Raw genomic sequence first — 25,030 nt, 5'->3', positions numbered from 1 at the left:
GGTCTTGTAGGTCGTCTTCGGAGGTCTGCTCATGCTGCCCGGCTAGCATGCTGGATTCACGAGATGAATCCCCTAGATTTGCGCAACAATGCCCAGCCGGTCCGGAGGCACGTTCAAGGGAGGATGAAGGTCGCGGGCCGGCAGCGGGGCGACGGCAAAGCGCGCATTCCTGCGCTCCGCGAAGCCGGGCAGGAAGGCGTTCGCAGCCTCAGAGCCGGAAATCCCGGCCTGCCGCAGCTCCTTCACCGGCCGGTCCTGCAGCGTCCGGTTGCCGCGTTCGACCCGGCCCTTGGCCTGGCTGGAATTGGCGCAGAGGATCTCGATCAGCGCTCGGCCAGGGCCCGGCCGAACGGGGTCATCCCGCTGGAATGCTGGCCGGGTTTCGGGACGCGGAAGACGGTGTGCTTGTCGGAATAGAAGGCCACGGGGCGGCCGTGCCGGGCCAGATACCGCTCGAGCGCGCCGAAGTAGGACCATTTGCTTTCGGAAGGGGCGAATTCCAGGTGCATCAGCGTGCTGGTGGCGTCGTCGATGAACACGAGCAGCGTGCACGGATCCCATTCGCCGCCACCGCTCGGACCGGTGGCGCGCCGGCGGCTCATTCCTCGAGCCACCGATGTTCCGGGCCGTCGATCCGCTGGCCGTCAGGGCATTGCCGAAGGCAATGTCCCGAGAGGCTGGATGAGCTCGCCCAGGGCGTCCCGGCGCAGGCGCGGCTGGCGGATGCGGTGCCTCTGCCGGCGCGGGAGCCAGATCTCCGCCTCGGCCATCCATTTCCGCAGCGTCTCGCGCGACACCCGGATCCCGTGCAGTTTCGCCAGCTTCTCGGCCGCGAGCGTCGGGCCGGAATCGGTGAAGTGCTCCCGAACCAGGGAGAGCGAGAGATCGCGCCGGGCGTCGTGGATCCGGTTGCCTGCCGTCCGTCCGCGGGATGCATGGCGGATCGAGGCCGCGCCGCCGCCACGGTGCCGCTTCGGGAGCCGGAGCATCTGGCGGCGGCTGACGCCCAGGATTCCCGCACCGGCATCGATGCCCAGCCGCCCGTCATCCACCTGAGCCAGAACGTTGACCCGCTGCAATTCGCGTTTACTCATCAGCACCCATCCCGCGGAAGCTCTCGCTCGCCATCACCAGCAGGGAGAGTGACACTTTCACTTTGTTCCGGGGTGACGTTATCGCTTTGCGCCTACAGTCCGCAGTGTGAGTAACTTGCATTATGACATGCTTTACAGGCGCGCCATGCGGGTTCCTCCCAACGCGAATCCGCCCCCCGTGAGACCCGGAGGGCGGATCGAGAGCATCGGGCGCTGCCTGGCTCAGCCTGCAGCGTGGCGATGCCGGCGCTGCCCCAGGCGGCCGATGGCGGCCCGCCAGAGCGGCGTCTGCGACAGGAAGATGAGCACCACTGCCACGGTCAGGACCAGGGAGAGAGGACTGGTCAGGATGCCGTGGAAGAACGCGCCCAGATCCTCCCGGTCGGAGATGATCGCCCGGCGCCAGTTGTCGTCCAGCAGCCGCGACAGGATCACGCCCAGGATCACCGGCCCGAGGGGATAGCCGTAATGGCGCATGAAGTAGCCGAACACGCCGAAGCCGAGCATCCAGTAGACATCGGTCACCGAGTTGTTCACGGCATAGGCGCCGACGATCGACAGCAGCATGATCAGCGGGATCAGCACTGCGCGCGGCAGCTCGACGATCTTGGTGAAGAGCCGGATCCCGGTCAGGCCGAAAAGCAGCATGAAGGCATTGGCCGTCACCAGCGCGCCGACGATCACCCAGAACATGTCGGGCTGCGTCACCATCAGCATCGGCCCCGGGTTCAGCCCGTGGATGAAGAGCGCGCCGATCATGATGGCCGTCACCGCGTCGCCGGGAATGCCCAGCGTCATCATCGGGATGAAGGCCCCGCCGACGGCGGCATTGTTGGCCGTTTCCGGCGCGACCAGCCCCTCGATGGCGCCCTTGCCGAAGGGCCGCGACGGCTTCTTGGTGACGCGCTTGGCGTGGTCATAGGCCATCAGCGCCGCAATGTCCCCGCCGGTGCCCGGCAGCGCGCCGATGATCACCCCGATGAAGGAGGTCTGCATGGAAAGCGGCAGGTGCTTCTTCACCGTGTCCCAGGACGGAACGATGCGGTCGATCTTCTGGCGCACGGCAGCGCTGTTGACATGCTGCAGCTGGATCAGCGCCTCGGAAACGCCGAACATGCCGATCATCACCGCGATGAAGCTGATGCCCCCCTGCAGAAGCGGCACGCCGAAGGTGAAGCGCTCGGTGAAGGTCAGCGGATCGAGCCCGACCGCGCCGATGGCGAGGCCGAGGCTGCCCGAGAAGATGCCCTTGACCAGAGAGCCGGTGGAGAGCGAGCCGACCAGCAGGATGCCGAGGATGGCGAGCAGCATGTAGTCGCGCGGCTGGAAGCTCAGCGCGAAATCCGACACGGCCGGAGCCGCCAGAGCGAGCACGGCGATGCCGATCAGCCCGCCGAAGAATGACATGACCGTGGTGACGCCGATCGCCTGCCCGGCCTCGCCGCGCTGCGCCATCGGATAGCCGTCCATGGCGGTGGCGATGGCCGAGGGCGCGCCGGGGATGTTCAGCAGGATCGCGGTGCGCGAGCCGCCGTAGACCCCGCCCATGTAGATGCCGATCATCAGCGAGATCGCCGGCAGCACGTCCCAGGAGAAGGTGAAGGAGATCAGGATCGACACCGCCATGGTCACCGACAGGCCGGGGATCGCGCCGACATAGACGCCCGCGAAGGTGCCGAGGCCGACCAGCAGCAGCAGCTCGGGATGGGTGAAGACCGTCAGGAATGCCAGGAGCGCGTCCATCACTGCTCTCCCCCGGAGAAAAGCCCGCGCAGCGCCTGGACCAGTTCGGCTTCGGGCAGGATGCCCGAGGGCAGCAGCACCGTGAAGACAATCCGGAAGATCAGCCAGATCGCGGCGAGGCTGCCCGTGCCGACGGCAAGCGAGAAGCCCCAGCCGCGGCCCGACAGGAAGCGGATCGCCGGAACAAGGAAGAGGAAGGCGGCCGGCACGAAGCCGAGCGGCACCAGCAGCAGGCCGAAACCGGCCAGGGCCAGCGCCATGACGATCACCACGCCCGGCAGCACGTCCCGGCGCAGGGTCTCGCCTGCCACGCGCGGCAGCCGGATGGTGCGCGCCAGGATCGCGAGCGCGCTGACCAGCATGGCCGCCGTGACCGCCATGGGCACCGAACCGGGACCCGAGAGCGCCTCGAAGCCCGAAATGCCGTGGGCAGTCCACAGGAGCACGCCGCTGCCGATGGCCAGAAGCGCCGCGAAGCCCGCTTCGCCCGGCCGGCGGCTGTCCTCGTAGCCGCCCGGCGTCGCGTCGGACGTTCCGTCATGGTGGTCCGCGTCGCCGCGGAAATCCGCTTTCATGTCAGCCTCCTCTCGCCGCGTCCCCGGCGCGGTTCCGTTTCCATGTCTTGGCCGGGCGGCAGCACCGCCGCCCGGACGCCGCGCCTCAGGGACGCGCGATGCCGAACTCCTCCGGCGATTTCTTGGCGAAGCCCGCGTCGTAGACGAGCCAGGACGAGACCGACCGGTAGCCGTCGAGGAACTCCATCGCCTCGTCGCCGGCGATCGCCATGATGGTGAAGCCGCGGTCGGCCATGAGCTTCCGAAAATCCTCGTTCTGCGCGCCTTCGGCATAGGCCGCCTGCAGTTCGGCGACGACCGGATCGGGCGTGCCCTTCTTGACGAAGACGCCGAAGAACGGTCCCCAGGGCAGGTAGTCCGACATGCCCGGCAGCGCGGCGGTGATCGGCTCGACCCCCGGCAGCAGCGGGTTCTCCTCGACATCCACCAGGCCGATGACCTTCATCCGTCCGGCCTTGACGCCCTCGATGGCCGCGCCCAGCACGGCGGGCATGACATCGAGCGCCCCGCCCTGCAGCGCGGTCAGCGCCGGGCCGTCGCCGTCGAAGGGCACGCGGGTGAACTCGACATCCGCCTGGCTGGTCAGCATCGCAAGCACGATCGAGGTCAGCCCGCCCGGGCCGGTGGAGCCCACGCGCACTTCGCCGGGATTGGCCTTCGCGTATTCGACGAATTCGGCCATGTTGTCGTAGGGGGCGTCGTTGTTGGCGACGAAGATCGGCACGCCGCGGGCCAGCACGCTGATCGGGATCATGTCGGAATAGTCGTCGGTGCCGAGACCCAGCACCTTGTACATCTGCGGGTTCTCCGCGCCCATCAGCAGGGTATAGCCGTCCGCCTTCTGGCTTTGGACATAGCGCATCGCGATGGCGCCGACGCCGCCGGTCTTGTTCTGCATGACGATGTTGCCGTCGAGCGCCTTGGCCGCATGCGGGGTCACCGCGCGCATCACCGTGTCGGTCGAGCCGCCCGCGCCCCACTGGATGATCCCCTGGATCTCCTTGGACGGATAGGCGTCATCGGCCCAGGCGCCGGTTGCCGCCGCAGCTGCCACTGCCAGGGCGAGAATGCTTGCCTTCATGTCTTTTCCTCCCGAAAAAAATGATGTGGGTCCGGGCATGGCGCCCGGGCTGGAGACGGCCGTCAGGCCGCCTCGGTCTCCGCCGGGCTGGAGGGCAGGCCCTCGCCCAGCAGGAAATCGACGAGGATCTCGGCCTCGGCATCGAACATGCCCGCGCCGGTCATGGTCGCACAGCCGATCGCGCGGGCCGCCGCCACCATCGGCGAGACCTCGGGTTTCGTGATCGCGTCGGCGACGAACTGGTCCCTGGCCATCTTCGCCGGATCCGCCGGAAAGGGGTCGCCCTCGCGCATGCCGCAGGGGGTGACATTCGCCACCAGGTCGAAGCCGGACGGATCGTCGGATCCGGTGCCGACGCGGCCGGGGAACTTCTCCTCCAGCGCGCGGATGATCCGGCTGAGGCGCGCGTCGTCGAGATCGGCGATGGCCAGGTAGCTGGCGCCGCGGTCGAGTATCTCGTAGGCCACGGCGCTGCCCGCGCCGCCCGCGCCGACGAGCAGCGCGCGCTTGCCCGCCACCTCGAAGCCCAGCTTGCGGATGCCGTCGAGATAGCCGATGCCGTCGACATTGTCGCCGATGAAGCGGCCGTCCCCGTCCTTGTGGATCACGTTGACCGAGCCGACGAAGCGGGCGCGGTCGCTCACGACATCGCAATATTGCAGCGTGTCGATCTTGTGCGGGATGGTCACCACGATGCCGCGGACATTCTCCATCGCGCGGAGGGCGGCCATCGCCGGGGCCACCCCGGCGCTTTTGACATGCACCGGCGGCACGATGGCGTTGACGCCCCGGCGCGCGAGGATCTCGGACAGGTAGCGCGGGCTGCGCACCTGGGCGATGGGATCGCCGATGACCGGAAAGAGGATGGTTTCGCCGTCAAGCTGCAACGTCTTGCCCTTTCGTTTCCTGTGCCCGGGCCGCGGCATGGCGCCCGGCGATGGAGCCGAAGACGATGCCCGGCCCGAGGGTGATGCCGGGTCCCGGATAGGTCCCGCCCATGATGGAATGCAGGTCGTTCCCCGCCGCGTAGAGCCCGCCGATGGCCGTGCCGTCGGCCCGCAGGAGCCGTGCGGAGGTGTCCGCGCGGAAGCCCTTCGCCGTGCCGATGTCGCAGGGGACGAGCTTGACCGCGTAGAAGGGCGGCGTCTCCACCTTGCCCAGCGTCGGGTTGGCCGGCAGCAGCTTGGCGTCGCCGTTGTGCTGCTGGTAGGGCGTGCCGCCCCTGCCCCAGTCGGCATCCTCGCCGGTCTCCGCCGCGCGGTTGACCGAGGCGAGGCTCAGGCGCAGGCATTCCGCATCGGTGCCGGTCTTCTCTGCCAGCTCCTCCACGGTCGCCGCCTGGATCAGGTAGCCGTCGGCGAGGAAGGGCGTCAGAACCGCCCCGCCGGGATGGACCATGCCGAGGCCGAATTTCGCGATCGCCTTAGCGTCGGCAACGATCCAGGCGGCTTCGGTGTCCGGCCCGCCCTCCAGCATCGCCTTGCCGAAAGCGTGGTAGGAGCGCGTCTCGTTTACGAAGCGGCGGCCCTTCAGGTCGACGCAGACCGTGCCCGGCTTCGAACGGTCGAGCACGAAATGCGGGAAGACCGCGAGGCTGCCATCAGGACGGCGGCGGGTGGAGCACGGCGCCCAGAAGGCGCTCTGGTCGTTGCCCTCGCCGTAGGTCGCGCCCAGGTCCTCGGCCAGGTCGTGCAGCTCGCCGGTATGGCCCGGCGCCGAGGGGCTGTGCTCGCCGAGCGCCGCGGGCAGATGTGCCTTGCGGCGCTTTTCCGAGCGGCCGAAACCGCCGGTGGCCAGGATGATGCCGCCGGTGACGTCGACCTGGCGGCCCTTGCCGCCCGCGACCAGCCGCAGGCCCGAGACTTCTCCGCCGCGCGTTTCAAGCGCCGCCACGGAGGTGCCGCGCACCAGGTCGATGCCCAGCTCGAAGGCCGAGGCCAGCAGCCGCCCGACCAGCGCCGCGCCCATCACCAGCCGCGTGTGGCGGCCATAGACGGCGCGGTCGCGCATGTAGCGGGTCACGATCTTCACCACATGGGCGAATGAGGCGGCGGAACCGTAGCGGTTCAGCAGATGGCCGATATCGACCCGGTCGATATTCATGCCGCCGAGCACGGTGAATTCCGGAATCGGCCTGCGGATCAGCTCGCGCGCCTTGCCCATCGCGCGGGTGTCGAAGGGCTCCGGCTCGATCGCACGGCCGTTCAGAGTCGGGTTCGGATGGTCCCATTCGTAGTCGGGATGCTTCGGATAGGGCCGGAAGGCGACCTGGGTGCGGTCCTCCAGCGTGGCGATCGCCTCGGGCGCGGCATCGAGGAAGGCCTCGCGCATTGCCTTGTCGCCGAAATTGCCGACCGCGCTGTCGAGGAAGGCCGAGACCTTCCCGCGGCTGTCGGCGTCGTTCACCGTGGCGCCGGTGCGCGTCAGGGGCGCCCAGACCGTGCCGCCGGACAGCGCCGACGTGCCGCCGACCGCATCCGTGCGCTCCACCATCAGGACCTTCGCGCCGTCGAGCGCGGCAAAGACCGCCGCGGCCAGCCCGGCAACGCCGGTGCCGATCACCGCCACGTCATAGCTGCCCTGCACCTGGTCGATCGTGATGTCCGGCATGGGCTCCTCCTTTTCCTCCCGGCGAATCGCCGCCTGCCCTCACCTTCACAAAAATCAGAATGAATTTCCACTTTTTAATTTTCTTCCTTTTTTGATCGTTATTCGATAACGTAAACACATCGCGGAATGACGAGGACGACCATGAGCAGTGCATTGGAGAAGGGACTATCGGTGATCAGCTTCCTCGCGGAGCATCCCGAAGGCGCCGCCGTCACCGATATTGCAAAGGCGCTGGACCTGCCGCCCTCGGGTGTCCACCGGCTGCTGAAGGAACTCGAATCGCAGGGCTATGCGCGGCAGACGCGGGACATGGGCGACTACTGCCTGACGCTGAAGCTGGCGACGGCGGGGCTGAGCTTCCTTGCCCGCACCGGCATCCCCGACCTGAGCCAGCCGATTCTGGACCGGCTCGCGCAGTCGACGAGGGAACTGGTCCGCATGGCGCTGTCGGACGGGGAGAAGCTGGTCTGGGTCGGCGTCTCGCAGGGCGCGACCTCCGGCCTGCGCTACGATCCCGAGGCCGAGCACGGACAGATCGTGCATCTCGCCTCGGCCTCCGGCGGACAGGCCTGGCTTTCGGGCATGAGCGATGACGAGGCGGTTGCCGCGGTGATGAAGCAGGGGCTGGAGAAGACCGACGGCTCGGGCGTCTCGGCGCCGAAAGGCGTGGCCGAGCTGATGAAGATCGTGCAGGAGGCGCGGAAGAACGGCTACGCGCTCAACGCCAACAGCTTCATGCTGGGCATGGCCGCCATCGCCGTGCTGATCCGCAATCCGGAAACCGGCCAGCCGATCGGCACCGTCTCCATCGCGGGCCCCGCGGCGCGGGCGACTCCCGACCTGCTGCGCGATTTCCTGCCAGAGCTGCAGGCCACCGCGGAGGAGCTGGCCAAGGCCAGCCTCGCCGGGCGCGCCTTCAGCCGCTGGCACGAACCGCAGGCCGCAACCGCCCGGAAGAAGGCGTGAGGCGCATGGACCGGATCGACGCCCGCCCCGAAGACGGCGCGGAATACGACCTGCTGGTGGCCGGCTCCGGGGCGGGCGGGCTCGCCGCGGCAGTGACCGCCGCGCATCTCGGCCTGAAGGTCGCCGTGCTGGAAAAGGCCCCCGTCTTCGGAGGCACTTCGGCCTGGTCGGGCGGCTGGCTCTGGGTGCCGCGCAATCCGCTGGCCGTCGAGGGCGGCATAGACGAGCCCGCCTCGGGCCCGATGCAGTATCTCGCCGGGATCATGGGCAACCGCGCGGGCGATCCGCGCATCGCGCAATACCTGGAAACCGGGCCGGAAATGGTCCGCTTCTTCCGCGGCGAGACCCAGGTCGACTGGCTCGACGGAAACCTCGTGCCGGATTTCGCCGACGGCCCCGGCGCGCTCGGCGGCGGCCGCTCGGTCGTGGCCGCGCCCTATGACGGCCGCAAGCTGGGCCCCTGGGCGAAGAAGCTGCGCCCGCCGCTCGGCGTGATCTCCCTGGCGGGGATGGGCATCGCCTCTGGCAAGGACATCCGGCATTTCTTCGACGCGACGCGCAAGCCCGCCTCGATGCTCTATGCCGCGAAGCGCATCCTGCGCCATGGCAGCGACCTGGCGACGAAGGGGCGTGGCATGCAGCTGGTCAACGGCAATGCGCTGGTCGCGCGGCTGATGCGCTCGGCGCTGGATCTGGGCGTCGATCTCTTCGCCGATGCGCCCGTGGCGACGCTCTCGGGCGGGCCCGAGGGCATCACCGGGCTGCGCCTCGCCTGCGGCACGCGGCTGGCTGCGCGGAAGGGCGTGGTGCTGGCCACCGGCGGCTTCCCTCATGACCCGGCACTGCAGGACCGGCTCTTCGGACCGGAGACCGGCCAGCGCCACTATTCCGCCGCGCCGCGCGAGAATGCCGGCGACGGCATCCGCCTCGGCCGCGAGGCCGGCGGACAGCTCTGCCGCGACCTAGCCAATGCCGGGGCCTGGGCGCCGGTCTCGCTGGTGCCGGACGGCAAGGGCGGCCACATCCATTTCCCGCATCTCGTCGACCGGGCCAAGCCCGGCATCATCGCCGTGCGCGGCCAGGGCACGCGCTTCGCCAACGAGGCCGACAGCTACCACGCCTTCATGCGCCGCCTCTTCGACACGACGCCTGCGGGCGAGGAGCCCGGCTGCTGGCTGATCGCCGATCACCGGGCGCAGCGCCGCTGGGGCCTCGGCTGGGCCAAGCCCTTTCCCTTCCCGCTCGCGCCCTACCGCCGTGCGGGCTACCTGGTCTCGGCACCGACTCTGGCCGGACTGGCCGGAGCCTGCGGCATGGACCCGGCCGTGCTGGAGGCCACCGTCGCGCGGTTCAATGCCCAGGCGGAGGCCGGAGAGGACCCGGATTTCGGCCGCGGCGCCTCGCGCTACAACCGCGTGCAGGGCGATCCCGAGCATGGGCCGAACCCTTCGCTCGGCACCCTCGCCAAGGGACCGTTCCACGCCGTGCGGATCGTGCCGGGCAGCCTGGGCACCTTCTCGGGGCTCGATGCCGACCGCTTCGCCCGCGTGCTCGGCCGCGAGGGCCGGCCGATCCCCGGCCTCTTCGCCGCGGGCAACGACCTCAGCTCGATCTTCGCCGGGCACTACCCCTCGGGCGGCATCACGCTCGGGCCGGCGATGACCTTCGGCTACATCGCCGCCCATGTCGCCGCCGGCCGCATGGGGCAGGACACGCAAGACACGGAAAAGACCAACGGAGACTTCCATGCCGCTGTTTGACATCACCACGCTCAATACCGAGCTCTTCGCCGCCGCGAAGGCCGCCCCTGCGCTGCAGGAGTGGCTCGCCGCTCCGGAGGCGAAGGGCGCGCTTCTGGGCGCCTGGGCCCCGGATATCGGCACGCTCAACGACGTGATCCTGCTGCGCCAGTTCGAAAGCGCCGAGGACCTGATCGCCGAGAAGGCCCGCACGCATCTGTCGGACAATCCCTTCGGCTGCATGGAGCACCTGCGCAGCTGGACCTCGGACACGTACCTGCCGCTGGATTTCACCCTGCCGGTCACGCCCGGCGAATACGGCAAGGTCTACGAAATCCGCACCTACAGGCCGAAGCTGAACGGCATGGCGCCCACCATCGGGAAGTGGCGCGACGCGGTGCCGAAGCGGACGGAATACTCGCCGCTGTCGATCGCGATGTACTCGCTCGAGGGCCCGACCCGCTTCACCCAGATCTGGCCCTATGACAGCGCCAACCACCGCGCCGAGATCCGCGGCAAGACCGTGGCCGACGGCATCTGGCCGCCGAAGGGCGGTCCGGACTGGCTGACCGCGGGCATGACCTCGACGCTCGCCGTGCCGCTGCCCTTCTCGCCCTTGAAGTGACGGCCATGGCGTACCGCTATTCCCTTGCCTTCCTGACCGCGCAGGAGGCCACGCCGCCGGAGGCGGTGCGCATCGCGGCGGAGGCCGGGTTCGACCTCGTCGGGCTCCGCCTTTTGCCCGCGGGCACGGACGGCCCCTACCCGCTCCTGCAGGACGGCCGGCTGCTCGCCGAGACCCGCCGCGCGGTGGAAGAGACCGGCGTGACCATCGCCGATGTCGAGATCATCAAGATCGCGCCCGATTTCGACCCGGCGGCCACCCTGCCCTTCCTCGCGCGCGGCCAGGCCCTGGGGGCGAAGAACATCCTCGTCGCGGGCTACGATCCCGAACCGGCGCGGATGACCGAACGCTACGGCGCCTTCTGCGAGCTGGCCCATGCCCATGGCATGACCGCCGACCTGGAATTCATGCCCTGGACCGACATCCCCGATGTCGGCGCAGCGGCGGCGCAGGTGCGCGCGGTGAACCATCCGGCCGCTGGCGTGCTGGTCGATGCGCTGCATGTCCAGCGCTCGGACAGCCCCTTCGCCGCCATCGCCGCGCTCGACCCGGCCTGGATCCACTACGCGCAGCTCTGCGACGGGCCGGGGGTGTTCGACCCCGCGCCCGAGGCGCTGATCGCCACGGCACGCGGCGCGAGGCTGATGCCCGGCGACGGCGATTTCGACTTCGCCGCCCTGATGGCCGCCCTGCCGCGGGACATCGTGCTGAGCGTCGAGGTCGCCCAGGCCGACCGGATCGGCAAGGTGCCGCCGCTGGAGCGCGCCTGCGAAGCCCTTGCAAAGGCGAAGGCCGTGGTGGCCGCCGCCAGCGCCGCTGCGCTCTAGCCTCCGGACCTGAGGCGCAGCCGGAATGTTGCCGAAGACCGCGGGGGCCGCCCCCCGCGGTCCTTGCCTTGCCCGGGCTCCCTGCAACACTGTCCCAGCAATGCACGGAAGCCGCCATGCCCCCTACGGACAAGCGCGCGCCGGCAAGGCATGTCCGGCCTACCCGCCCCCGGAATGCAATGTCCGCAGCTTTCTCCGGCATCTCCCGGTTGGCGAGGCGTTGCTGCACCCCCTCCTCGGACCCACACGGCAGGCGCAACCTGCCGCCGGACATGCTTCCGGCGGGTCTTCCGGCCGCCGCCTTCCGTCAGGCGGCCCCGGCCGGAAGCGGCAGCGCGACGGGCCGGCTGGAGGTCAGATCTTCTTCTTCCGCGTCGCGTCCAGCGACCAGGGACCCGGACCGGCCACGCAGAGATAGAGGAAGACGAAGCAGTAGGTCGCGGCCAGTTCCCCGCCATTGACGATCGGGAAGAAGCCCTGCGGCGCATGCACTGTGAAATAGGCGACGGCCATCAGCCCCGAGAGCACGAAGGCGACCGGCCGGGTGAAGAGCCCGATCACCAGCAGGATCCCGCCGCCGAATTCGAACAGCCCGGCAATGCCCGGCATCGAACTGACGGCAACGCCGCTCATCGGGGTTTCCGGCCAGCCGAGCAGCTTGGTGAAGCCGTGCTGCAGGAACAGCAGGCCCGTCACGGCCCGCAGGAGCGACAGGAGATGGGGTTCGAAGCGCGACAGGAACGACATGGTTTGCACCTTTCTGGCTGTGGTCGGCAAATCCGATCCTGCCACAGTCATGCAGCTTTGCGCATCCATCCGTTGTGATGCCCTCCAAGGCCCCCGTCAGGTCTGGCAGTCCGGCCACAGCAGCGCCGCGCCGCCGGACGGGCCGCGCTCGGCCGCGGGCGGAAATGCCTCCCGGCACGGGGCGCCAGGACACGCGGCGGCCCCTCAGGCCGCAGCGTGCCCGCCCCGGCGAGTTGGCGCCGGACCGCGCCGCCTTCGGCCGGCTTTGCAGGGCACCCGGCCTTAGGCGGCGTCCGCGGTCGACGCGGCTCCCTGCAGCGGCGGTGCGCTGGCCGGCAGAACCTGCGGCACAGTGCCGGAGCCTTCCATGCCTGCGCCAGCGTCGTGGCCGGGCGGCGGCCGAAAGCACTGCATCCGCACTGCGAAGTCCGCTCGGATCGCCCGGCCGTGAGAATGGGCTCCGACTTCGGCAACGGGGCCCTCTCCGTCAAGCGTTTTCGGCCAAGCGGCCTGGTCCGCCAGAGCGGTGTTTCGGCAGGTCAGGTTGCCATCCGTCCCTGGATCGTGGCCTCGCTGCCAGGGTCCCCGGGGTGCATGCCTCGGTCCGTGGGCAGCACGGCATCTGCCAACATGACGCTGGTTCGATGCAATTCCGGCGTGCCCATCTCACTGCGTGCTCACCCTGAAGGGCGGCAACATTCAGACCCACGGCATTGCCGGAACCGCGTCCCCATGGGACCTCGGAGGCCCGCGTCCCGCCGGACGGCGGGCGGAGCGGCCTGCCGGTCAGATCATCGCGGGTGCCGAGTCCGGCTGGAAGGCCGTGCCGTCGCGCCGCATGGGATGCAGAACGACCGCCATCCGCCGCGCAAGCGCCACCATGGCGCGCTTGTTGCCGCGGCGCTTCGCGACCCGCGCCACCCATGTTCCCAGTCATGACGCGCGGTCGCGGTGCAGCAGGACGGTTGCCGCCTGGCAGCGCGCGCGGCGCAGGCCGGTGTCGCCCGCGCTGGTGATGCCGCCGGTGATGTCGCGCTCGCCGGACCGCTGCCGGGACGGCGGCAGATCGGTCCCCCGGACTGATCTGTGCTCCGCCTCACTGATCGGCATCGCCTTCAGCGCGCCCTTGACCTAGCGCGTCTCCATGAGGACCGCGTCTAAGCCGGCATCGACCAGCCCGCGATGCAGCCATTGCGACAGTGGCCCGGCCTCGAGGCCGATAACGGCGATCTCGCCGGGCTGCTCCTTCGCGAATTTCGCCAGCGCCTCCGGATCGCTGGCAACCTCCGCCTCCCTGACGATCCTGCCGTGTTCGTCGAGCACGCAGGCCGCCGTCTTCGCGAGCGAGACGTCCAGGCCAATGAACAGCTTCAACCCGTGACCCTCCTGCCAGAACAGATGCAGGAGCGTCGCCAGCCGCCCGCCCCGCGGGCAAGCGCAAAATGCGGGCAGCGCGGGACGCAGGCCCCGTTTCGGCATCTCGATTCCGATGCAGGCCGCGCATGTGCGGCCCCTATCTTTCTGACGTGAGTTCAGGAAGATAAGAGAGATGCCACGATTGAGCATGAAGATGCTGCTTCTGGCTGGTCTTGTCGCCGGGACAGTCGCCGCCGGTGTCGGCCTCGCCGAAATCTCTGCATGCTCCGCCGCCGTGACGGCGGCGTGTCCTGGCTGCGGAAGACGGTCCCGGCACGTTCACAGCCAATGCGTCCGCCAGTTCGCTGACCTGCCCGCGCACGGGCTGGAAGTCCGTGTTCTCGTCATGGTCCGCCGCTTCCGGCGTTGCGCGCCGCGAGCTCCCAGGCGATTTTCTCGGAACGTCTCCGCCCGGAGGCCGCCCGCCCTTGGGGGCGGCGGACAACGCGGATGCAGGGACTGGTCCGCCAGCTCGCCCTGGCCTTCGGCAGCCGGCCCGCCCAAGCGCCGGGACGGCGGCTCCTGCTTCGCGTCGGCAAGGACACGTTCCTGCACAGCCTCGCGGCCGACGGCGCCGGGAACATGGCGGAGCCGCGGGTCATCGGCCTGGATGACTGGGCCTGGCGGAAGGGGCAGCGCTACGGCACGCTGATCTGCGACCTCGAACGGCACCGGGCCATTGACCTTCTGCCCGACCGCGAACCGGCAACTGCCGCAGCCTGGCTGGGCGGGCACCCCGGCATCGGGATCGTCGCCCGCGACCGCAATGGAGGCCATTCGGGCGCGGTGCCGCGGGCCCTGCCGGATGCGGTCCGGATCGCGGACCGCTGGCACCTGCTGGACTGTGCAGGGAGTTCGCCTTGATGCCGCCATTGATGGTGTGGATGGCGCCATGGCTCGAAGAAGCCGAGGACAGCATGCTGGGCGCCTTTGCCCGCGGCCTCCGGAAGGACTGCGATGCGGTCGCCGCATCCCCGGCCGAGCCATGGTCCAATAGCCAGACCGAGGGACAGATCAACCGGCTGAAAATCCCGAAGCGGCAGATGCATGGGGGCGGATATCGATACGCTGACGGCGAGGATGACTGCGATGCCATAGGCAAAGCCCTGAACAAGAAATCGAACCAGACCCGAAAATGGTCCAGGCTTGCCGCTGGGACCGGACGCATGCTGGCTGAACGCTGCCGCTCGGGCGGACGGACGCGGCCGCATGCCCCCGGCCGGTTTTCCGAGGTGCTTTACCGCCGACACGAGACCGGCCAAGTCGGGCGCGGGTCGGCCGGCGCCAGCGTGCCGGTGTCCCCGGGAGGCGGATATTGCGGGTCAGCGCCGGGCAACGCCGCTGATCGGACGGATCGGCGTGCCGTCGGAAAACCGCGTCAGGCGAAAATTCGCGGGATCGGTGAAGGGGCGCGCGTCGCTTGCCAGATCCGCGGCCAGTTTCCCTGCGCCGGGACCCAGGCCAAATCCGTGCCCGGAAAAGCCGGTCGCGATCACCAGGCCCGGCATCTGCTCCACCTTGGAGATCACCGACACCGCATCCGGCGTCACGTCGATCATGCCCGCCCAGTACTGTTCGACCGGCACGCCGCGGAAGGCGGGCCACGCCCTCTGCAGCGAGGCGTAGACCTTGTCGATGGCCTTGCGGTCGGGATCGGGATCGAGCACCCGGCAGCGTTCGAACGGCGTGACCTGGTCGGCGCCCCAGCGGCGCGGTTCGCGTGCGGCCTCGACGAAGCCATGGCCGACCGAGAAGGAGATCGTGCGCCATTCGTTCCGCAGCGCAGGCAGGAATTTCATGAACAGGCGGAAACTGTCCGGGGTCAGCTCGAACCGGTTCGCCAGCACGCTGGCCACCGTGTAGCCGCCGTCCGCGCGGCGCCGCGCCGTGAAGTCGGGATGCTTGATCGTCGTCTCGGGACCGTCGGGCACGGCGGCCGTGCGCAGCACCGTGTTCCGCAGCCGGAGCTGCGGCAGCTCCACACCGGCATTGCCGAGAAACAGCCGCGACCATGCCCCGCCCGCCACCACGACGCTGTCGCAGGCGACGCGTCCCTTTTCGGTGAAGACCCCGCTGACCCGCCCGGCGGAGATGTCGAGGCTGCGCACCGCGCAGCCGGCAGCAACCGTGGCACCGAGCGCCTGGGCGGCGCGGGCCACGGCGGGCGCCGCTTTCTGCGGCTCGGCCCGGCCGTCCGCGCGGTTGAGCAGCGCGCCCTGCAATCCGCCCTCCATACCCGGGAACAGATCCGCAAGCTCGGCGGGCGACGCGACTGAGGCCGGAAGCTGGTAATCGCGCAGCGAAGGCAGCCACTGTTCCAGATCGGCCCGACCGGCCTCGTCGCGGAAGCCGAAGGCGATGCCGCAGCGGCGGTAGCCGGTCTCGGCCCCGACCCGCCGGTCCAGCTGCTGCCAGAGCCGCGCGGACTCGACCATCAGCTCCATCTCCCGTGGATCGCGATGCGTCAGCCGGACCCAGCCCCAGTTGCGGCTCGACTGCTCGCCGCCGATATGGCCCTTTTCGCAAAGCAGGACGCTGAAGCCGCGTTCCGCCAGTTCCAGCGCAGTGCAGCAGCCGATGATGCCGCCGCCGATCACGACCGTGTCGACGCGGGCAGGCAGGGTTTCGGCGGAGGGAACGGGATCAGGGGTCGGACCGGGCATGACCGGAAGCCTTTCGCAAGCTGGGAGAGTCGAGGGAACGGAACGGACGGGCAGGCTCAGGGCGGGGCGGCTTGCGTCCCGGGCAGCGGCAGCTCCGCCGAGGCGATCACCGAAAGCGGCAGCGGCTTCAGCGGCGGCCGGATGCGGAAATAGCCGGTTTCCTGCATTCCCTGGCCGCGCGCCTCGGCGACAAGCGCCGCCACCGCCGGCCCGCAGGTCCGGCCCTGGCAAGGGCCCATCCCCGCGCGGAGAAGGAATTTCGCCTGGTTCGGACCGATTGCGCCGTCCCGTGCCGCACGGCGGATCGCGCCAGCGGTGACGTTTTCGCAGCGGCAGACGACGGTCTCGTCTCCGGGCAGCGCCGCGCCCGGATGGTAGAGCCGATCGAGGAACGGCCGCGCCGCGCGCGCCCGGGCGATGCCGCGCCTCAGCCCGCCGGTTTCGCCTCCGGCCAGCAGCCGCGCTGCCAGGCGGCCCTCGAGATAGGCGGCATCCGCCCCGCCGATCCCGGCGCCGTCCCCGGCCATCAGGATCCCCGGCGCCAGCCGCAGGTCGCCGTCGCGGCGCGGCAGGAAGGCGGCCTGGGCCTCGTCCCAGTCATGCCCGATCCGCAGCAGCCGCGTCGCCTGCTGGTTCGGCACCACCCCCATATGCAGCCCGACCGTCTGCGCCTCCAGCCGCCGGTCCCGTCCCGAGGCATCGCGGAAGCACAGCGCCTCGGCCCGGTCCGTCCCGTCGATCCGCAGGGCCGCGGCGCCGCGATGGACCTGCACCCCGGCACGCAGCACCCGTGCAATCAGCCCCAGCCCCTTGGCCAGCGGCCCCGGCGCCCGCATCGCGCCGGGCAAGGCGCGGACGGCGCCGAGATAGCGTCCGCGCGGCAGCGTCTCCACCACCGCCAGGGGCGGCGCACCCGCAGCGGCCATTTGCGCGGCCAGGAGCCACAGCAGCGGCCCGGCCCCGGCCAGCACCGCGCCCTCTGCCGCGAGACCGGAAGCCTTCATCAGGATCTGCAGTCCGCCCGCCGTCTGCACGCCCGGCAGGGTCCAGCCCGGCACCGGCACCGGCCGCTCCACCGCGCCGGTCGCCAGCAGGAGCGCCCGCGGCAGGATGCGGCGGCTGCCCCCCGGTCCGGCGCAGTCGATGGCAAGCGGCTCCGCCTCGATGTTCCAGGCGACATGGCCCGGCAGGTATCCGGCGCCGCTGGCGTGGAAGGCGTCGATCACCGCCCTGCCCTTCGCGTAATCCGGGCCCATAAGCTGCCGCCGCGCCTTTGGCACCGTGCCCGCGCCGCGCCAGATCTGCCCGCCCGGTTCCGGCTGGTCGTCGACCAGCACGACCGACAGGCCCGCAGCGCGCGCCTCGATGGCTGCGCCAAGCCCGGCCGGACCCGCGCCGATGATCGCCAGATCCGGGGTCACGGCCGCACCCCCCGCTGGCGCGCGACCTGCATGCCGGGCGCCAGCCGCACCTGGCAGGCCTGACGGTTCGGCCGGCCGTCGATCTCGACCAGGCATTCGAAGCAGGTCCCCATCAGGCAGTAGGGACCGCGCGGCGCGCCATCCAGCGGATGCGCGCGCGTCGCGGCGATCCCCGCGCCGAGCAGCGCCGCGGCCACGGTGTCGCCCTCGCGTCCCGCCAGGGCCCGGCCCTCCCAGGTGAATTCGACCGCCGCGGCGGCCGCTGTGTCAGTCGGTCGGAACATCGAACCTCCGGGAAGAGAGCGGCGCGATCCCGGGGGCAAGCGCGCCCGCGGCGATCATCGGCGCAAGTTTCAGGGCATGGACGGCCGCCAGCGTCACGCCGGAATGGCAATTCGCGGCGAACAGCCCGGGCAGGTCCTCCCGCGCCTCGTAGACGGGGAAGCTGTCGGGCGTCATCGTGCGGATGCCGCCCCAGGCGCGGACCAGATTCACCTCGGACAGCCAGGGGAACATCCTGAGGCTGCGCGCGGCGATGTCGGCGATCACCGCGCCGGAGCTGCGGTCGTCGGACCCTGCTTCGGGCTCCTTGCTGTCGCCCAGCAGAAGCGTGCCCGCCTCGGTCTGCCGCACCTTGTGGGTCGGCAGCGCCAGGCGCGGGCCGGTGCGCTCGGTGACCAGGATCTGGCCCTTGAGCCCGGAGACCGGGATCTCCATCCCGACCATCCGCCCGAGCGCGAGATTGCCGGTCCCGGCGGCCAGAACCAGGGTCGGCGCGGCATGGCGGCCACGGGCGGTCTGCACCTCCCAGACCCCGGCGGTTCGCCGGATCGCCACCGCCTCCTCGCACGGAAGGATCCTGCCGCCCTGCTTCAGGATCCCGCGATGGAGCGCAAGCAGAAGGCCCTGCGGGCTGGCGTGGCCGTCCTGGGCGCAGAGGCTGGCCCCCACGACGTCCGGGCCGATGCCCGGCAGCAGGTCGGCGACCTCGGCGCGGTCGAGGATCTGCATGTCGAAGGCCTCCGGCCCGTCGATATTGTGCATCCGCGCCCGCAGGTCGCGGCGGCCCTGGAGCTCCTCCTCGCTCATGCAAAGGTGCAGCCCGCCCGGCGCCGAAAAGCCGCTGGAGATGCCGGTCTCCCCGGCCAGGATGTCCTGGAATCCGGGCCAGAGCGCGGCGCCTTCGCGGGTCCAGTGCGCATATTCCGGCAGGCCGTCGCCCTTCGACTGCACCCAGACCAGACCGAAATTCGCCCGTGCCGCGCGCTGCGCCTCGTCGGAGCCGTCCAGCACGGTCACGGCCAAGCCCTGGCGCAGCAGGCCCCAGGCAATCGCGGCGCCGACCATGCCGCCGCCGATGACAATGGCATCGCTCATGCGCCATGCCTCATGATCAGATCCAGGAACTGCCGCGCCCGTTCGGTCCGCGGCGCCGAGAAGAACTGCGCCGGCGTGCCCTCCTCGACGATCTCGCCGCGGTCCATGAAGACCACCCGGTCCGCCACCTCGCGGGCAAAGCCCATCTCGTGGGTCACGCAGATCATCGTCATGCCCTCCTCGGCCAGCCGCCGCATCGTCGCCAGCACCTCGCCCACCATCTCGGGATCGAGCGCCGAGGTCGGTTCGTCGAAGAGCATCCCCTTGGGCTTCATCGCCAGCGCTCGGCAGATCGCGACGCGCTGCTGCTGGCCCCCGGAGAGCGAGGCGACCGGGGCGCGGGCCTTGTCGGTCAGCCCGACGATGCCCAAGAGCCGCATCGCCTCCTCCTCCGCCTCGGCGCGGCCCATCAGCTTCGCGCGGCAGGGCGCGAGGGTGATGTTGCCCATCACGTCGAGATGCGGGAACAGCGCGTAGTTCTGGAACACCATGCCGATCTCCAGCCGGGTCTGCCGCCAGCGCCGGGGCCCGTGCCCGTCGACCCGGCGGCCCTCGACCACCACCGCGCCGGAGGTGATCGTCTCGAGCCCGTTGACGCAGCGGATCAGCGTCGATTTCCCCGAGCCGGAGGGGCCGAGGATCACCACGACCTCGCCCTTCGCGACCTTCAGGTCGACTTTGCGGAGCGCGCGGATCCCGCCGCGGAATTCCTTGCACAGGGCGGCGGTCTCGATCAGCGGAGGCTGGCTCATGCCGAGGCCTCCGCGGCGGCGGCGTCCATCAGGGCGCCGCAGCAAGCGGCCAGCGCGGCCCCGGCGGCTAGGCGGCGGGCCGCCCGCTGCTCCGCGGCCGTCCTGTCCGCGGCAAGCGCGGCCATGGCCCGGTCCTGCAGCCGCGCGGTCTCGGCAAGGCTCGGCCCGCAGCCCGGCGCATCGAGGATGCCCGCCGGGTCGAGCACGTCGGCCAGCCGCTCCGGCGGCAGGCCGGCAGGCCGCCCGGCGATCTCGCGCGACGCGGCCTCCAGCGCCTGCCGGGAGTCCATGCCTTCCAGGGACAGCCGCACGAAGCGTCCGGCGACGTGATGCGCCTCGCGGAAGGGCATGGCGCATTCGGTGCAGAGCGCATCCGCCAGCGCGGTGGCGGTGGCGAAATTCGCGCCTGCCAGCGCTTTCATGCGGTCGCGGTCGGGCATGGCGGCCTCGGCGACGACCCGCGCGGCAGGCAGGATCTGGACCAGGTCCTCCAGCGCGTCCCACAGCCAGCGCCCTGCCTCGACCCCGACCTCCTGGCTGTGGCCGAAGGGCACGGCGCGGCTGGCGGCACAGGCCGTGGACAGGGCGCCGGACAGGGCGGCCGGACGGGACTTGAGATGTTCCAGCACGGCCAGGTTCTTCTTCTGCGGCATGATCGAAGAGGTGATCGCCACCCGGTCGGGAAAGCGCAGCATGCCGAATTCATGGGTCGACCACAGGTAGAAATCCTGAGCCATCCGCGCCAGCGTCAGCGACAGCTGCGCCGCTGCATTGCCGAGCTCGATCAGCCCGTCGCGGCTGGCAATCGCATCCAGCGCATGGGACTGCGGGCCGGAAAAGCCCAGAAGGTCCGCGGTGCGGCCCCGGTCGATGGCGAAGCGCGTCCCGGCCAGCGCGCCGGCGCCGAGCGGGCAGTCGTCCATCCGCGCCAGGGCATCGGCAATCCGGCCGCTGTCGCGCCCAAGCGCGGCCTCGATGCCCAGGAGATACCAGCCGAAGGTCACCGGCTGGGCATGCTGCAGATGGGTGTAGCCGGGCATGACCGCCGCCGCCTCGGCCCCGCCCCTCGCCGCCAGGACCTCGCGCAGGTCGAGCACTGCCGCCAGCAGCCGCTCGCCAAGATCGCGCTGGCGCAGCCGGTCGAGGGTCGCCTTCAGGTCGTTGCGCGAACGCGCCATGTGCAGATGGCCCGCCTCGCTGCCGGCGCGGCGCGCCAGTTCCGCCTCGTAGTTGAACCAGGCATCCTCTCGCTCGGGGTCTAGTTCGAAGGCGTCCGGCCCTTCGGCCTCGAGCTCGCCGACATGGCGCAGCAGCCGCCCGGCCAGGTCCGCCGGGACAAGGCCGCACTCCGCGAGCATCACAAGGTGCGCGCGGTTGATCGCCGCGAAGCCGGGCAGCGAGGCCGCGAAGCTGCGCGCCAGCAGCGGGGCATTGACCCCCGCGAGGATCTCCGGCGCCAGCGGTTCTGAGAGCAGGCCGCTCACCTTGGAGGGCATCTTGGTCTCGGGCAGGGTCATGTGGCCTCCGCGGGGCGCATGGCTGTTTCCGTCGCGGGCTCGCTTTCCGCATGGCGATGGGCGCTGCGGGACTGCGCGATGCGGCGCTCGAGCCAGCCGGTCAGCAGGTTCAGGCTGAAGCAGATCACGAAATAGACGCAGAGCACGAAGCCGTAGACCGCGAAGGCGGGGCTCATGCCGGTCATCATGGTGGTGCGCTCGACGATGATCTGGGCGGAGCGCAGGAATTCCATCGCCCCGACCATCGTCGCCAGCGACGTCGCCTGGATCAGGATGGAGAAGAGCCCGGTGAAGGCCGGCAGGATCGGCAGCAGGATCTGCGGCAGCAGCACCAGCACCATGGTCTCGGCCGGACGCATGCCGAGGGCCAGCGCGCTTTCCCGCTGGTGCTTCGGGATGGCCTTGAAGCCGCCGCGGATGATCTCCGCGCCGTTGGCGCTGCCCCAGCTGGTGAAGCTGACCAGCGCCGCGGCGAAGGGATCGAGCGACAGCCCGACCAGCGGCGCGCCGAAATAGACGAAGAGCAGGTTCACCACCAGTGGGATGTCGCGGAAGAACTCCACGAAGACCACGCTGAGGATCCGCAGGGACCGGAACCGCGAAACGGCGGCGATGCCGACCGCGAAGGAGACGGCAGTCGTCAGGAACAGCGTGGCAACGGCCAGCTGGAAGGTGACGACCAGTCCCTTCCACATCAGCGGCAGGTTTTCGATGATCAGGTCCATGGCAGCCTCACGCGGTCCGGAACGGCGCCTGCAGCACCCGTTCCAGCTGCCGCACGGAGGCCGACAGCAGCAGCACGATGACCAGGTAGATCGCGCCGATCGACACGAACATCTCCAGCGTGCGGAAATCCATGGCGACGCGGTTCATCGCCACGAAGGTCAGCTCCGCCAGCCCGATCGCCTGCAGGTAGGAGGAGTTCTTGAGCACCGAGACGGCGGTGTTCAGCATCGAGGGGATGCAGACCCGCAGCCCGATCGGCAGCGCCACCAGCCGCAGGTATAGCATCGGCTTCAGCCCCAGCGAGAACGCCGCCTCGCGCAGCCCCAGCGGCACGGCCGCGAGCCCGCCGCGGATGTTCTCGCTGTTGTAGGCCCCGCCCCAGAGCGACAGCGCCAGCACCCCCGACCAGAAGCCGCCGAGCCCGAGCCCGAGCGAGGCCAGCCCGTAGAAGATGAAGTAGATCTGCACCAGAAGCGGCGTCGAACGCATGAAATGCACATAGCAGGAGGCGACCTGCGACAGCACCGGCACGCGGAACACGCGCAGGCAGGCGCAGAGCGTGCCGATGGCGACCGAGAAGGCGATGGAGACGAGGCTGACCAGCACGGTCATCCACAGCCCCATCATCAGATCCGGGGTGGCGCCCCAGATGTAGGGAAAGCTGAATTGGTAGGTCATGGCAGGCCTTCCGGAACCGGGAGCGCGGCAGGACGGACGGCCCGCGCGGAGCCGTCCGGATCCGGGCTTACTGGGTCGGCATCTTCGACATGTCCCAGAAGTTCAGCTTCACCTCCAGGTTCTCGTCATCGGCATATTCCTTGAACCAGGCCGCATAGAGGCCCTCCGCGGCCATCCGGTCGAGCGACGCGTTCACATAGGCCAGCCATTCGGTCTCGCCCGGCCGCACCGCGGCGCCGCGGGTGCCGATCTTGTAGGACTCGTCCATCAGCCGGATGCGCGGGTTGTTGGCGACCAGCGACATCAGCACCGGCGTGTCGTGCGCGTAGCCGGCAACGCGGTCCTGCATCAGCGCCTGGACGCTGTCGGACACGCCGTCGAGCAGCAGCATCTGCACGTCGGGATAGTTTTCCTCGAAATACGGGATCTGCCAGGCGCCCTTGATGAAGGCGACGGTCGATCCTTCGAGCTCGGCCAGCGAATTTGCCGGATTGTCGGCCTTCACCACGACGCCGGAAGAGGACCAGGCATAGGGATGGGTGAAATCGACGACTTCCTCGCGCTCGGCATTGATGCCCATGGTGGCGATGATCAGGTCGATCTTGCTGCCCAGCAGCGCCGGGATCCGGTTGGAGCCGGTGACGCAGACGATCTCGGCTTCGGCATCCTCGCCGAAGGCATATTTGGCGATCTGGTGCGCCATCGAGACCTCGACCCCGATCGGCGTGCCGGAATTGTCGAGAAAGCCTTCCGGCGGATAGTCGCATTTGGTGCCGACGCGGATCTTGCCCGCATCCGCGATCGCGGCGGGCAGCTCCGGCATTTCCTGGGCGCGCAGCGGCGCGGCGTGCAGGAGCAGGGCAGCGGCGGCCGCGGCCATAGCGGTGCAGGCCGTGCGGCGGAAAGCGGAAGCGGCGGGCGGGGAGGCGTTCGTCGTTTGGGCGTTCACGGGAGTCTCCATGCTGGACACCGGACGGCCGGGCCGTCCGCAGCCAGCAAGGGGCCATGACCGGGCGCGATGCGCCGGTTTCCCGCGGCTGGCTGATGATGATTGCTGTCTGTCGCGGCGCTCTGCGGCACCTTCTCCGGCGATCATTCGGGTGATAGGGCATGAAGTCAAAGCACAAATGGGCTTGAAGTTATAACCACATCTTATGGGGTATCGACCGATGTCAGAGATCCGCCCGACCCACCGCCAGATCGAGGCCTTCCGCGCCGTCATGGTGGCTGCCTCGGTCACGGAAGCTGCGCGGATGCTCTCCGTCTCGCAGCCCGCCGTGTCGAAGATCCTCGGCCAGCTCGAAGCCGCGCTCGGCTTCGCGCTCTTCGAGCGCCGGCAGGGCGGGCTGAAGCCGACCGATGCCGCCTTCGCGCTCTATACCGAGGTGGAGCGCTCGTACAGCGGGCTGGAGCGGGTCGCCCGCGCGGCGCTGCGCATCCGCAACCGCTCCGCCGGGCGGCTGCGGATCGCGGCGCTGCCGACCTTCTCGCTGGCCTTCCTCGGGCGGGTCGTCATCCGGATGCGGGCCGAGCATGCCGACGTGCAGCTGTCGATGCAGAACTACAATTCCGAGGAGGTCGTGGATTTCGTCGCGGCGGGCCTGTGCGACCTGGGCTTTGCCATGACGCCGGTGGACCGCACCCGGGTCGAGGTCGGAGCGCTGATGTCCGTGCCGTCCTTCTGCATCCTGCCGCCCGGGCACCGGCTCTCCGCGCAGCCGCGGGTCTCGGTGCGCGACCTCGAGGGCGAGGAATTCATCGCCACTTCCGAGGGCACGTCGAGCCGCCTGCGGACCGACGCGCTGTTCGACTCGATGAACGTGACGCGGCGGATCAATGTCGATGCGCGCTGGTCGGCCACCATTTCCGAGCTGGTGGAATCCGGCCTCGGCATGTCGATCGTCGATGCCTTCGCGGCCTGGCAGTTCGCCCGCCGCGGCGGCACCGTGCGTCCCTTGGCGGAGAACCTGGATTTCACCTTCGTCTGCGTGCAGCCGCGCCAGGCCGGGCGCAGCGGACTCGCGCAGATCTTCCTGGACATCTTCGGCGAGGAACTGGCCGCCTTCCGGCAGAGCTGCAACGACACCGCATCCTGGCACCGGGACTAGCGGGCTCCGGTCTGCGGCCCCCGCCTGCCGAAGCGTCCATCGGCACGCATACGGCACGGGCCAGCGAAGAGCCGGCAAGCGCGCTCCCTGCGTGCTGGGACGCTTGCGGAAGCGAAGCTCCGGAATGCCGTCATCCCGCAGGTCATGGCGCCGAAATGCTCCGCCCGATGCGAGGACGCGGCCGGCCGCAACATCACGCTCCAGGCCGCGCCGGACACGGGATCGCGGCCCCGGCGGCCGCTCCGCGCGAGGGACCGGCAAGGAGCGGTGTCGGCGCCAGGACGCTCGGGTCTTCGGCCGGCTCATCGCGCCTCCGGCTCGCGGGCCGGACTGCCTTTCCCCGGGACTGGCCCGGCCATCGGCGC

21 protein-coding genes and 3 pseudogenes are annotated in these 25,030 nt (G+C 70.0%); 7 read left to right on the top strand and 17 right to left on the bottom strand.

The annotated features are described in order from the left end of the window. Positions 1-93: 93 nt before the first annotated feature. The 6 genes and pseudogenes from HCC78_RS33515 to HCC78_RS03115 form a co-directional block, all read right to left on the bottom strand. A pseudogene (locus tag HCC78_RS33515) lies at positions 94-1,094 on the bottom strand (ISNCY family transposase); the annotation flags it as partial. A 222-nt stretch (positions 1,095-1,316) separates the two neighbouring features. Next, positions 1,317-2,837 carry a tripartite tricarboxylate transporter permease gene (locus HCC78_RS03135; RefSeq protein ID WP_172327279.1) on the bottom strand — a complete coding sequence of 507 codons (1,521 nt, stop codon included), beginning with the start codon at positions 2,835-2,837 and terminating at the stop codon, positions 1,317-1,319. Then, positions 2,837-3,412 carry a tripartite tricarboxylate transporter TctB family protein gene (locus HCC78_RS03130; RefSeq protein ID WP_172327278.1) on the bottom strand — a complete coding sequence of 192 codons (576 nt, stop codon included), beginning with the start codon at positions 3,410-3,412 and terminating at the stop codon, positions 2,837-2,839. The genes HCC78_RS03135 and HCC78_RS03130 overlap by 1 nt, the downstream gene beginning before the upstream one ends. Positions 3,413-3,497: 85 nt before the next feature. Continuing rightward, positions 3,498-4,493: a tripartite tricarboxylate transporter substrate binding protein gene (locus HCC78_RS03125; RefSeq protein ID WP_172327277.1), complete on the bottom strand. Its 996-nt coding sequence runs from the start codon at positions 4,491-4,493 to the stop codon at positions 3,498-3,500. Between the two features lie 62 nt (positions 4,494-4,555). Then, positions 4,556-5,380 carry a shikimate dehydrogenase gene (locus HCC78_RS03120; RefSeq protein ID WP_253949009.1) on the bottom strand — a complete coding sequence of 275 codons (825 nt, stop codon included), beginning with the start codon at positions 5,378-5,380 and terminating at the stop codon, positions 4,556-4,558. Beyond that, positions 5,370-7,103: an FAD-dependent oxidoreductase gene (locus HCC78_RS03115; protein ID WP_172327275.1), complete on the bottom strand. Its 1,734-nt coding sequence runs from the start codon at positions 7,101-7,103 to the stop codon at positions 5,370-5,372. The genes HCC78_RS03120 and HCC78_RS03115 overlap by 11 nt, the downstream gene beginning before the upstream one ends. A 141-nt stretch (positions 7,104-7,244) precedes the next feature. Between HCC78_RS03115 and HCC78_RS03110 the strand changes: the two genes are divergently transcribed. The 4 genes from HCC78_RS03110 to HCC78_RS03095 are packed head-to-tail and all read left to right on the top strand — an operon-like array spanning position 7,245 to position 11,260. After that, positions 7,245-8,069, top strand: a complete 825-nt coding sequence (locus HCC78_RS03110; RefSeq protein ID WP_172327274.1) for an IclR family transcriptional regulator — start codon at positions 7,245-7,247, stop codon at positions 8,067-8,069. Positions 8,070-8,074: 5 nt separating this feature from the next. Further along, positions 8,075-9,829, top strand: coding sequence for an FAD-dependent oxidoreductase (locus HCC78_RS03105; RefSeq protein WP_172327288.1), 1,755 nt, complete (start codon positions 8,075-8,077; stop codon positions 9,827-9,829). Continuing rightward, entirely contained in the window at positions 9,816-10,433 is a 618-nt protein-coding gene (locus tag HCC78_RS03100) for an NIPSNAP family protein (protein ID WP_172327273.1), read from the top strand. The genes HCC78_RS03105 and HCC78_RS03100 overlap by 14 nt, the downstream gene beginning before the upstream one ends. 5 nt (positions 10,434-10,438) lie before the next feature. Continuing rightward, the gene (locus tag HCC78_RS03095) at positions 10,439-11,260 is read left to right on the top strand and encodes a sugar phosphate isomerase/epimerase (protein ID WP_172327272.1); all 822 of its coding nucleotides are present in this window, start codon (positions 10,439-10,441) and stop codon (positions 11,258-11,260) included. Positions 11,261-11,614: 354 nt separating this feature from the next. Here the strand turns inward: HCC78_RS03095 and HCC78_RS03090 are convergent, their stop codons facing one another. Together HCC78_RS03090 and HCC78_RS03085 are read right to left on the bottom strand one after the other, a co-directional pair. Beyond that, positions 11,615-12,007, bottom strand: a complete 393-nt coding sequence (locus HCC78_RS03090) for a DoxX family protein (protein WP_172327271.1) — start codon at positions 12,005-12,007, stop codon at positions 11,615-11,617. Positions 12,008-12,793: 786 nt separating this feature from the next. After that, positions 12,794-13,381 (bottom strand): annotated as a pseudogene (locus tag HCC78_RS03085) (hypothetical protein). Positions 13,382-13,556: 175 nt separating this feature from the next. On the opposite strand from HCC78_RS03085, the pseudogene HCC78_RS34705 reads away from it, so the two are divergent. Both HCC78_RS34705 and HCC78_RS03075 read left to right on the top strand, forming a co-directional pair. Continuing rightward, positions 13,557-13,775: pseudogene (locus HCC78_RS34705) on the top strand (transposase family protein); the annotation flags it as partial. A gap of 98 nt (positions 13,776-13,873) precedes the next feature. Beyond that, positions 13,874-14,287, top strand: coding sequence for a transposase (locus HCC78_RS03075; RefSeq protein ID WP_253949008.1), 414 nt, complete (start codon positions 13,874-13,876; stop codon positions 14,285-14,287). Between the two features lie 458 nt (positions 14,288-14,745). On the opposite strand, the gene HCC78_RS03070 is transcribed toward HCC78_RS03075, so the two are convergent. From HCC78_RS03070 to HCC78_RS03030, 9 genes are all read right to left on the bottom strand, one after another. Beyond that, positions 14,746-16,086, bottom strand: coding sequence for an FAD-binding oxidoreductase (locus HCC78_RS03070; RefSeq protein WP_172327268.1), 1,341 nt, complete (start codon positions 16,084-16,086; stop codon positions 14,746-14,748). A gap of 56 nt (positions 16,087-16,142) precedes the next feature. Then, positions 16,143-17,507, bottom strand: coding sequence for an FAD-dependent oxidoreductase (locus HCC78_RS03065; RefSeq protein WP_371743770.1), 1,365 nt, complete (start codon positions 17,505-17,507; stop codon positions 16,143-16,145). After that, positions 17,504-17,791 carry a (2Fe-2S)-binding protein gene (locus HCC78_RS03060; RefSeq protein WP_172327266.1) on the bottom strand — a complete coding sequence of 96 codons (288 nt, stop codon included), beginning with the start codon at positions 17,789-17,791 and terminating at the stop codon, positions 17,504-17,506. Before HCC78_RS03060 ends, HCC78_RS03065 begins: the two co-directional genes overlap by 4 nt. Further along, positions 17,775-18,884: an FAD-binding oxidoreductase gene (locus HCC78_RS03055; RefSeq protein WP_172327265.1), complete on the bottom strand. Its 1,110-nt coding sequence runs from the start codon at positions 18,882-18,884 to the stop codon at positions 17,775-17,777. The genes HCC78_RS03060 and HCC78_RS03055 overlap by 17 nt, the downstream gene beginning before the upstream one ends. Then, on the bottom strand, positions 18,881-19,636 hold the full coding sequence (locus HCC78_RS03050) for an amino acid ABC transporter ATP-binding protein (RefSeq protein WP_172327264.1): 756 nt from the start codon (positions 19,634-19,636) through the stop codon (positions 18,881-18,883). Before HCC78_RS03050 ends, HCC78_RS03055 begins: the two co-directional genes overlap by 4 nt. Next, positions 19,633-21,153: an argininosuccinate lyase gene (gene argH, locus HCC78_RS03045; RefSeq protein WP_172327263.1), complete on the bottom strand. Its 1,521-nt coding sequence runs from the start codon at positions 21,151-21,153 to the stop codon at positions 19,633-19,635. The genes HCC78_RS03050 and argH overlap by 4 nt, the downstream gene beginning before the upstream one ends. Then, on the bottom strand, positions 21,150-21,878 hold the full coding sequence (locus HCC78_RS03040; protein WP_172327262.1) for an amino acid ABC transporter permease: 729 nt from the start codon (positions 21,876-21,878) through the stop codon (positions 21,150-21,152). The genes argH and HCC78_RS03040 overlap by 4 nt, the downstream gene beginning before the upstream one ends. A 7-nt stretch (positions 21,879-21,885) precedes the next feature. Beyond that, a complete protein-coding gene (locus HCC78_RS03035; protein ID WP_172327261.1) occupies positions 21,886-22,557 on the bottom strand; it encodes an amino acid ABC transporter permease in 672 nt (223 codons plus the stop codon). A 67-nt stretch (positions 22,558-22,624) separates the two neighbouring features. After that, the gene (locus HCC78_RS03030) at positions 22,625-23,506 is read right to left on the bottom strand and encodes a transporter substrate-binding domain-containing protein (RefSeq protein ID WP_172327260.1); all 882 of its coding nucleotides are present in this window, start codon (positions 23,504-23,506) and stop codon (positions 22,625-22,627) included. Positions 23,507-23,726: 220 nt separating this feature from the next. Between HCC78_RS03030 and HCC78_RS03025 the strand changes: the two genes are divergently transcribed. Further along, positions 23,727-24,665, top strand: coding sequence for a LysR substrate-binding domain-containing protein (locus tag HCC78_RS03025; RefSeq protein ID WP_172327259.1), 939 nt, complete (start codon positions 23,727-23,729; stop codon positions 24,663-24,665). The last annotated feature ends 365 nt before the right edge of the window (positions 24,666-25,030 follow it).

This window comes from Mangrovicoccus sp. HB161399 (genome assembly GCF_013184745.1).
In the GTDB taxonomy this organism is placed as follows: Bacteria; Pseudomonadota; Alphaproteobacteria; order Rhodobacterales; family Rhodobacteraceae; genus Mangrovicoccus.
Note: the sequence above shows the minus strand (reverse complement) of the source record. Positions and strands in the feature narration are given on the sequence as shown.

Coding starts and splice junctions, on each gene's coding strand:
- HCC78_RS03110 (WP_172327274.1), top strand. CDS start 7,245: ATGAGCAGTGCATTGGAGAAGGGACTATCGGTGATCAGCTTCCTCGCG.
- HCC78_RS03095 (WP_172327272.1), top strand. CDS start 10,439: ATGGCGTACCGCTATTCCCTTGCCTTCCTGACCGCGCAGGAGGCCACG.
- HCC78_RS03040 (WP_172327262.1), bottom strand. CDS start 21,878: ATGGACCTGATCATCGAAAACCTGCCGCTGATGTGGAAGGGACTGGTC.
- HCC78_RS03075 (WP_253949008.1), top strand. CDS start 13,874: ATGCAGGGACTGGTCCGCCAGCTCGCCCTGGCCTTCGGCAGCCGGCCC.
- HCC78_RS03055 (WP_172327265.1), bottom strand. CDS start 18,884: ATGAGCGATGCCATTGTCATCGGCGGCGGCATGGTCGGCGCCGCGATT.
- HCC78_RS03025 (WP_172327259.1), top strand. CDS start 23,727: ATGTCAGAGATCCGCCCGACCCACCGCCAGATCGAGGCCTTCCGCGCC.
- HCC78_RS03105 (WP_172327288.1), top strand. CDS start 8,075: ATGGACCGGATCGACGCCCGCCCCGAAGACGGCGCGGAATACGACCTG.
- HCC78_RS03035 (WP_172327261.1), bottom strand. CDS start 22,557: ATGACCTACCAATTCAGCTTTCCCTACATCTGGGGCGCCACCCCGGAT.
- HCC78_RS03125 (WP_172327277.1), bottom strand. CDS start 4,493: ATGAAGGCAAGCATTCTCGCCCTGGCAGTGGCAGCTGCGGCGGCAACC.
- HCC78_RS03115 (WP_172327275.1), bottom strand. CDS start 7,103: ATGCCGGACATCACGATCGACCAGGTGCAGGGCAGCTATGACGTGGCG.
- HCC78_RS03050 (WP_172327264.1), bottom strand. CDS start 19,636: ATGAGCCAGCCTCCGCTGATCGAGACCGCCGCCCTGTGCAAGGAATTC.
- argH (WP_172327263.1), bottom strand. CDS start 21,153: ATGACCCTGCCCGAGACCAAGATGCCCTCCAAGGTGAGCGGCCTGCTC.
- HCC78_RS03090 (WP_172327271.1), bottom strand. CDS start 12,007: ATGTCGTTCCTGTCGCGCTTCGAACCCCATCTCCTGTCGCTCCTGCGG.
- HCC78_RS03100 (WP_172327273.1), top strand. CDS start 9,816: ATGCCGCTGTTTGACATCACCACGCTCAATACCGAGCTCTTCGCCGCC.
- HCC78_RS03130 (WP_172327278.1), bottom strand. CDS start 3,412: ATGAAAGCGGATTTCCGCGGCGACGCGGACCACCATGACGGAACGTCC.
- HCC78_RS03070 (WP_172327268.1), bottom strand. CDS start 16,086: ATGCCCGGTCCGACCCCTGATCCCGTTCCCTCCGCCGAAACCCTGCCT.
- HCC78_RS03135 (WP_172327279.1), bottom strand. CDS start 2,837: ATGGACGCGCTCCTGGCATTCCTGACGGTCTTCACCCATCCCGAGCTG.
- HCC78_RS03060 (WP_172327266.1), bottom strand. CDS start 17,791: ATGTTCCGACCGACTGACACAGCGGCCGCCGCGGCGGTCGAATTCACC.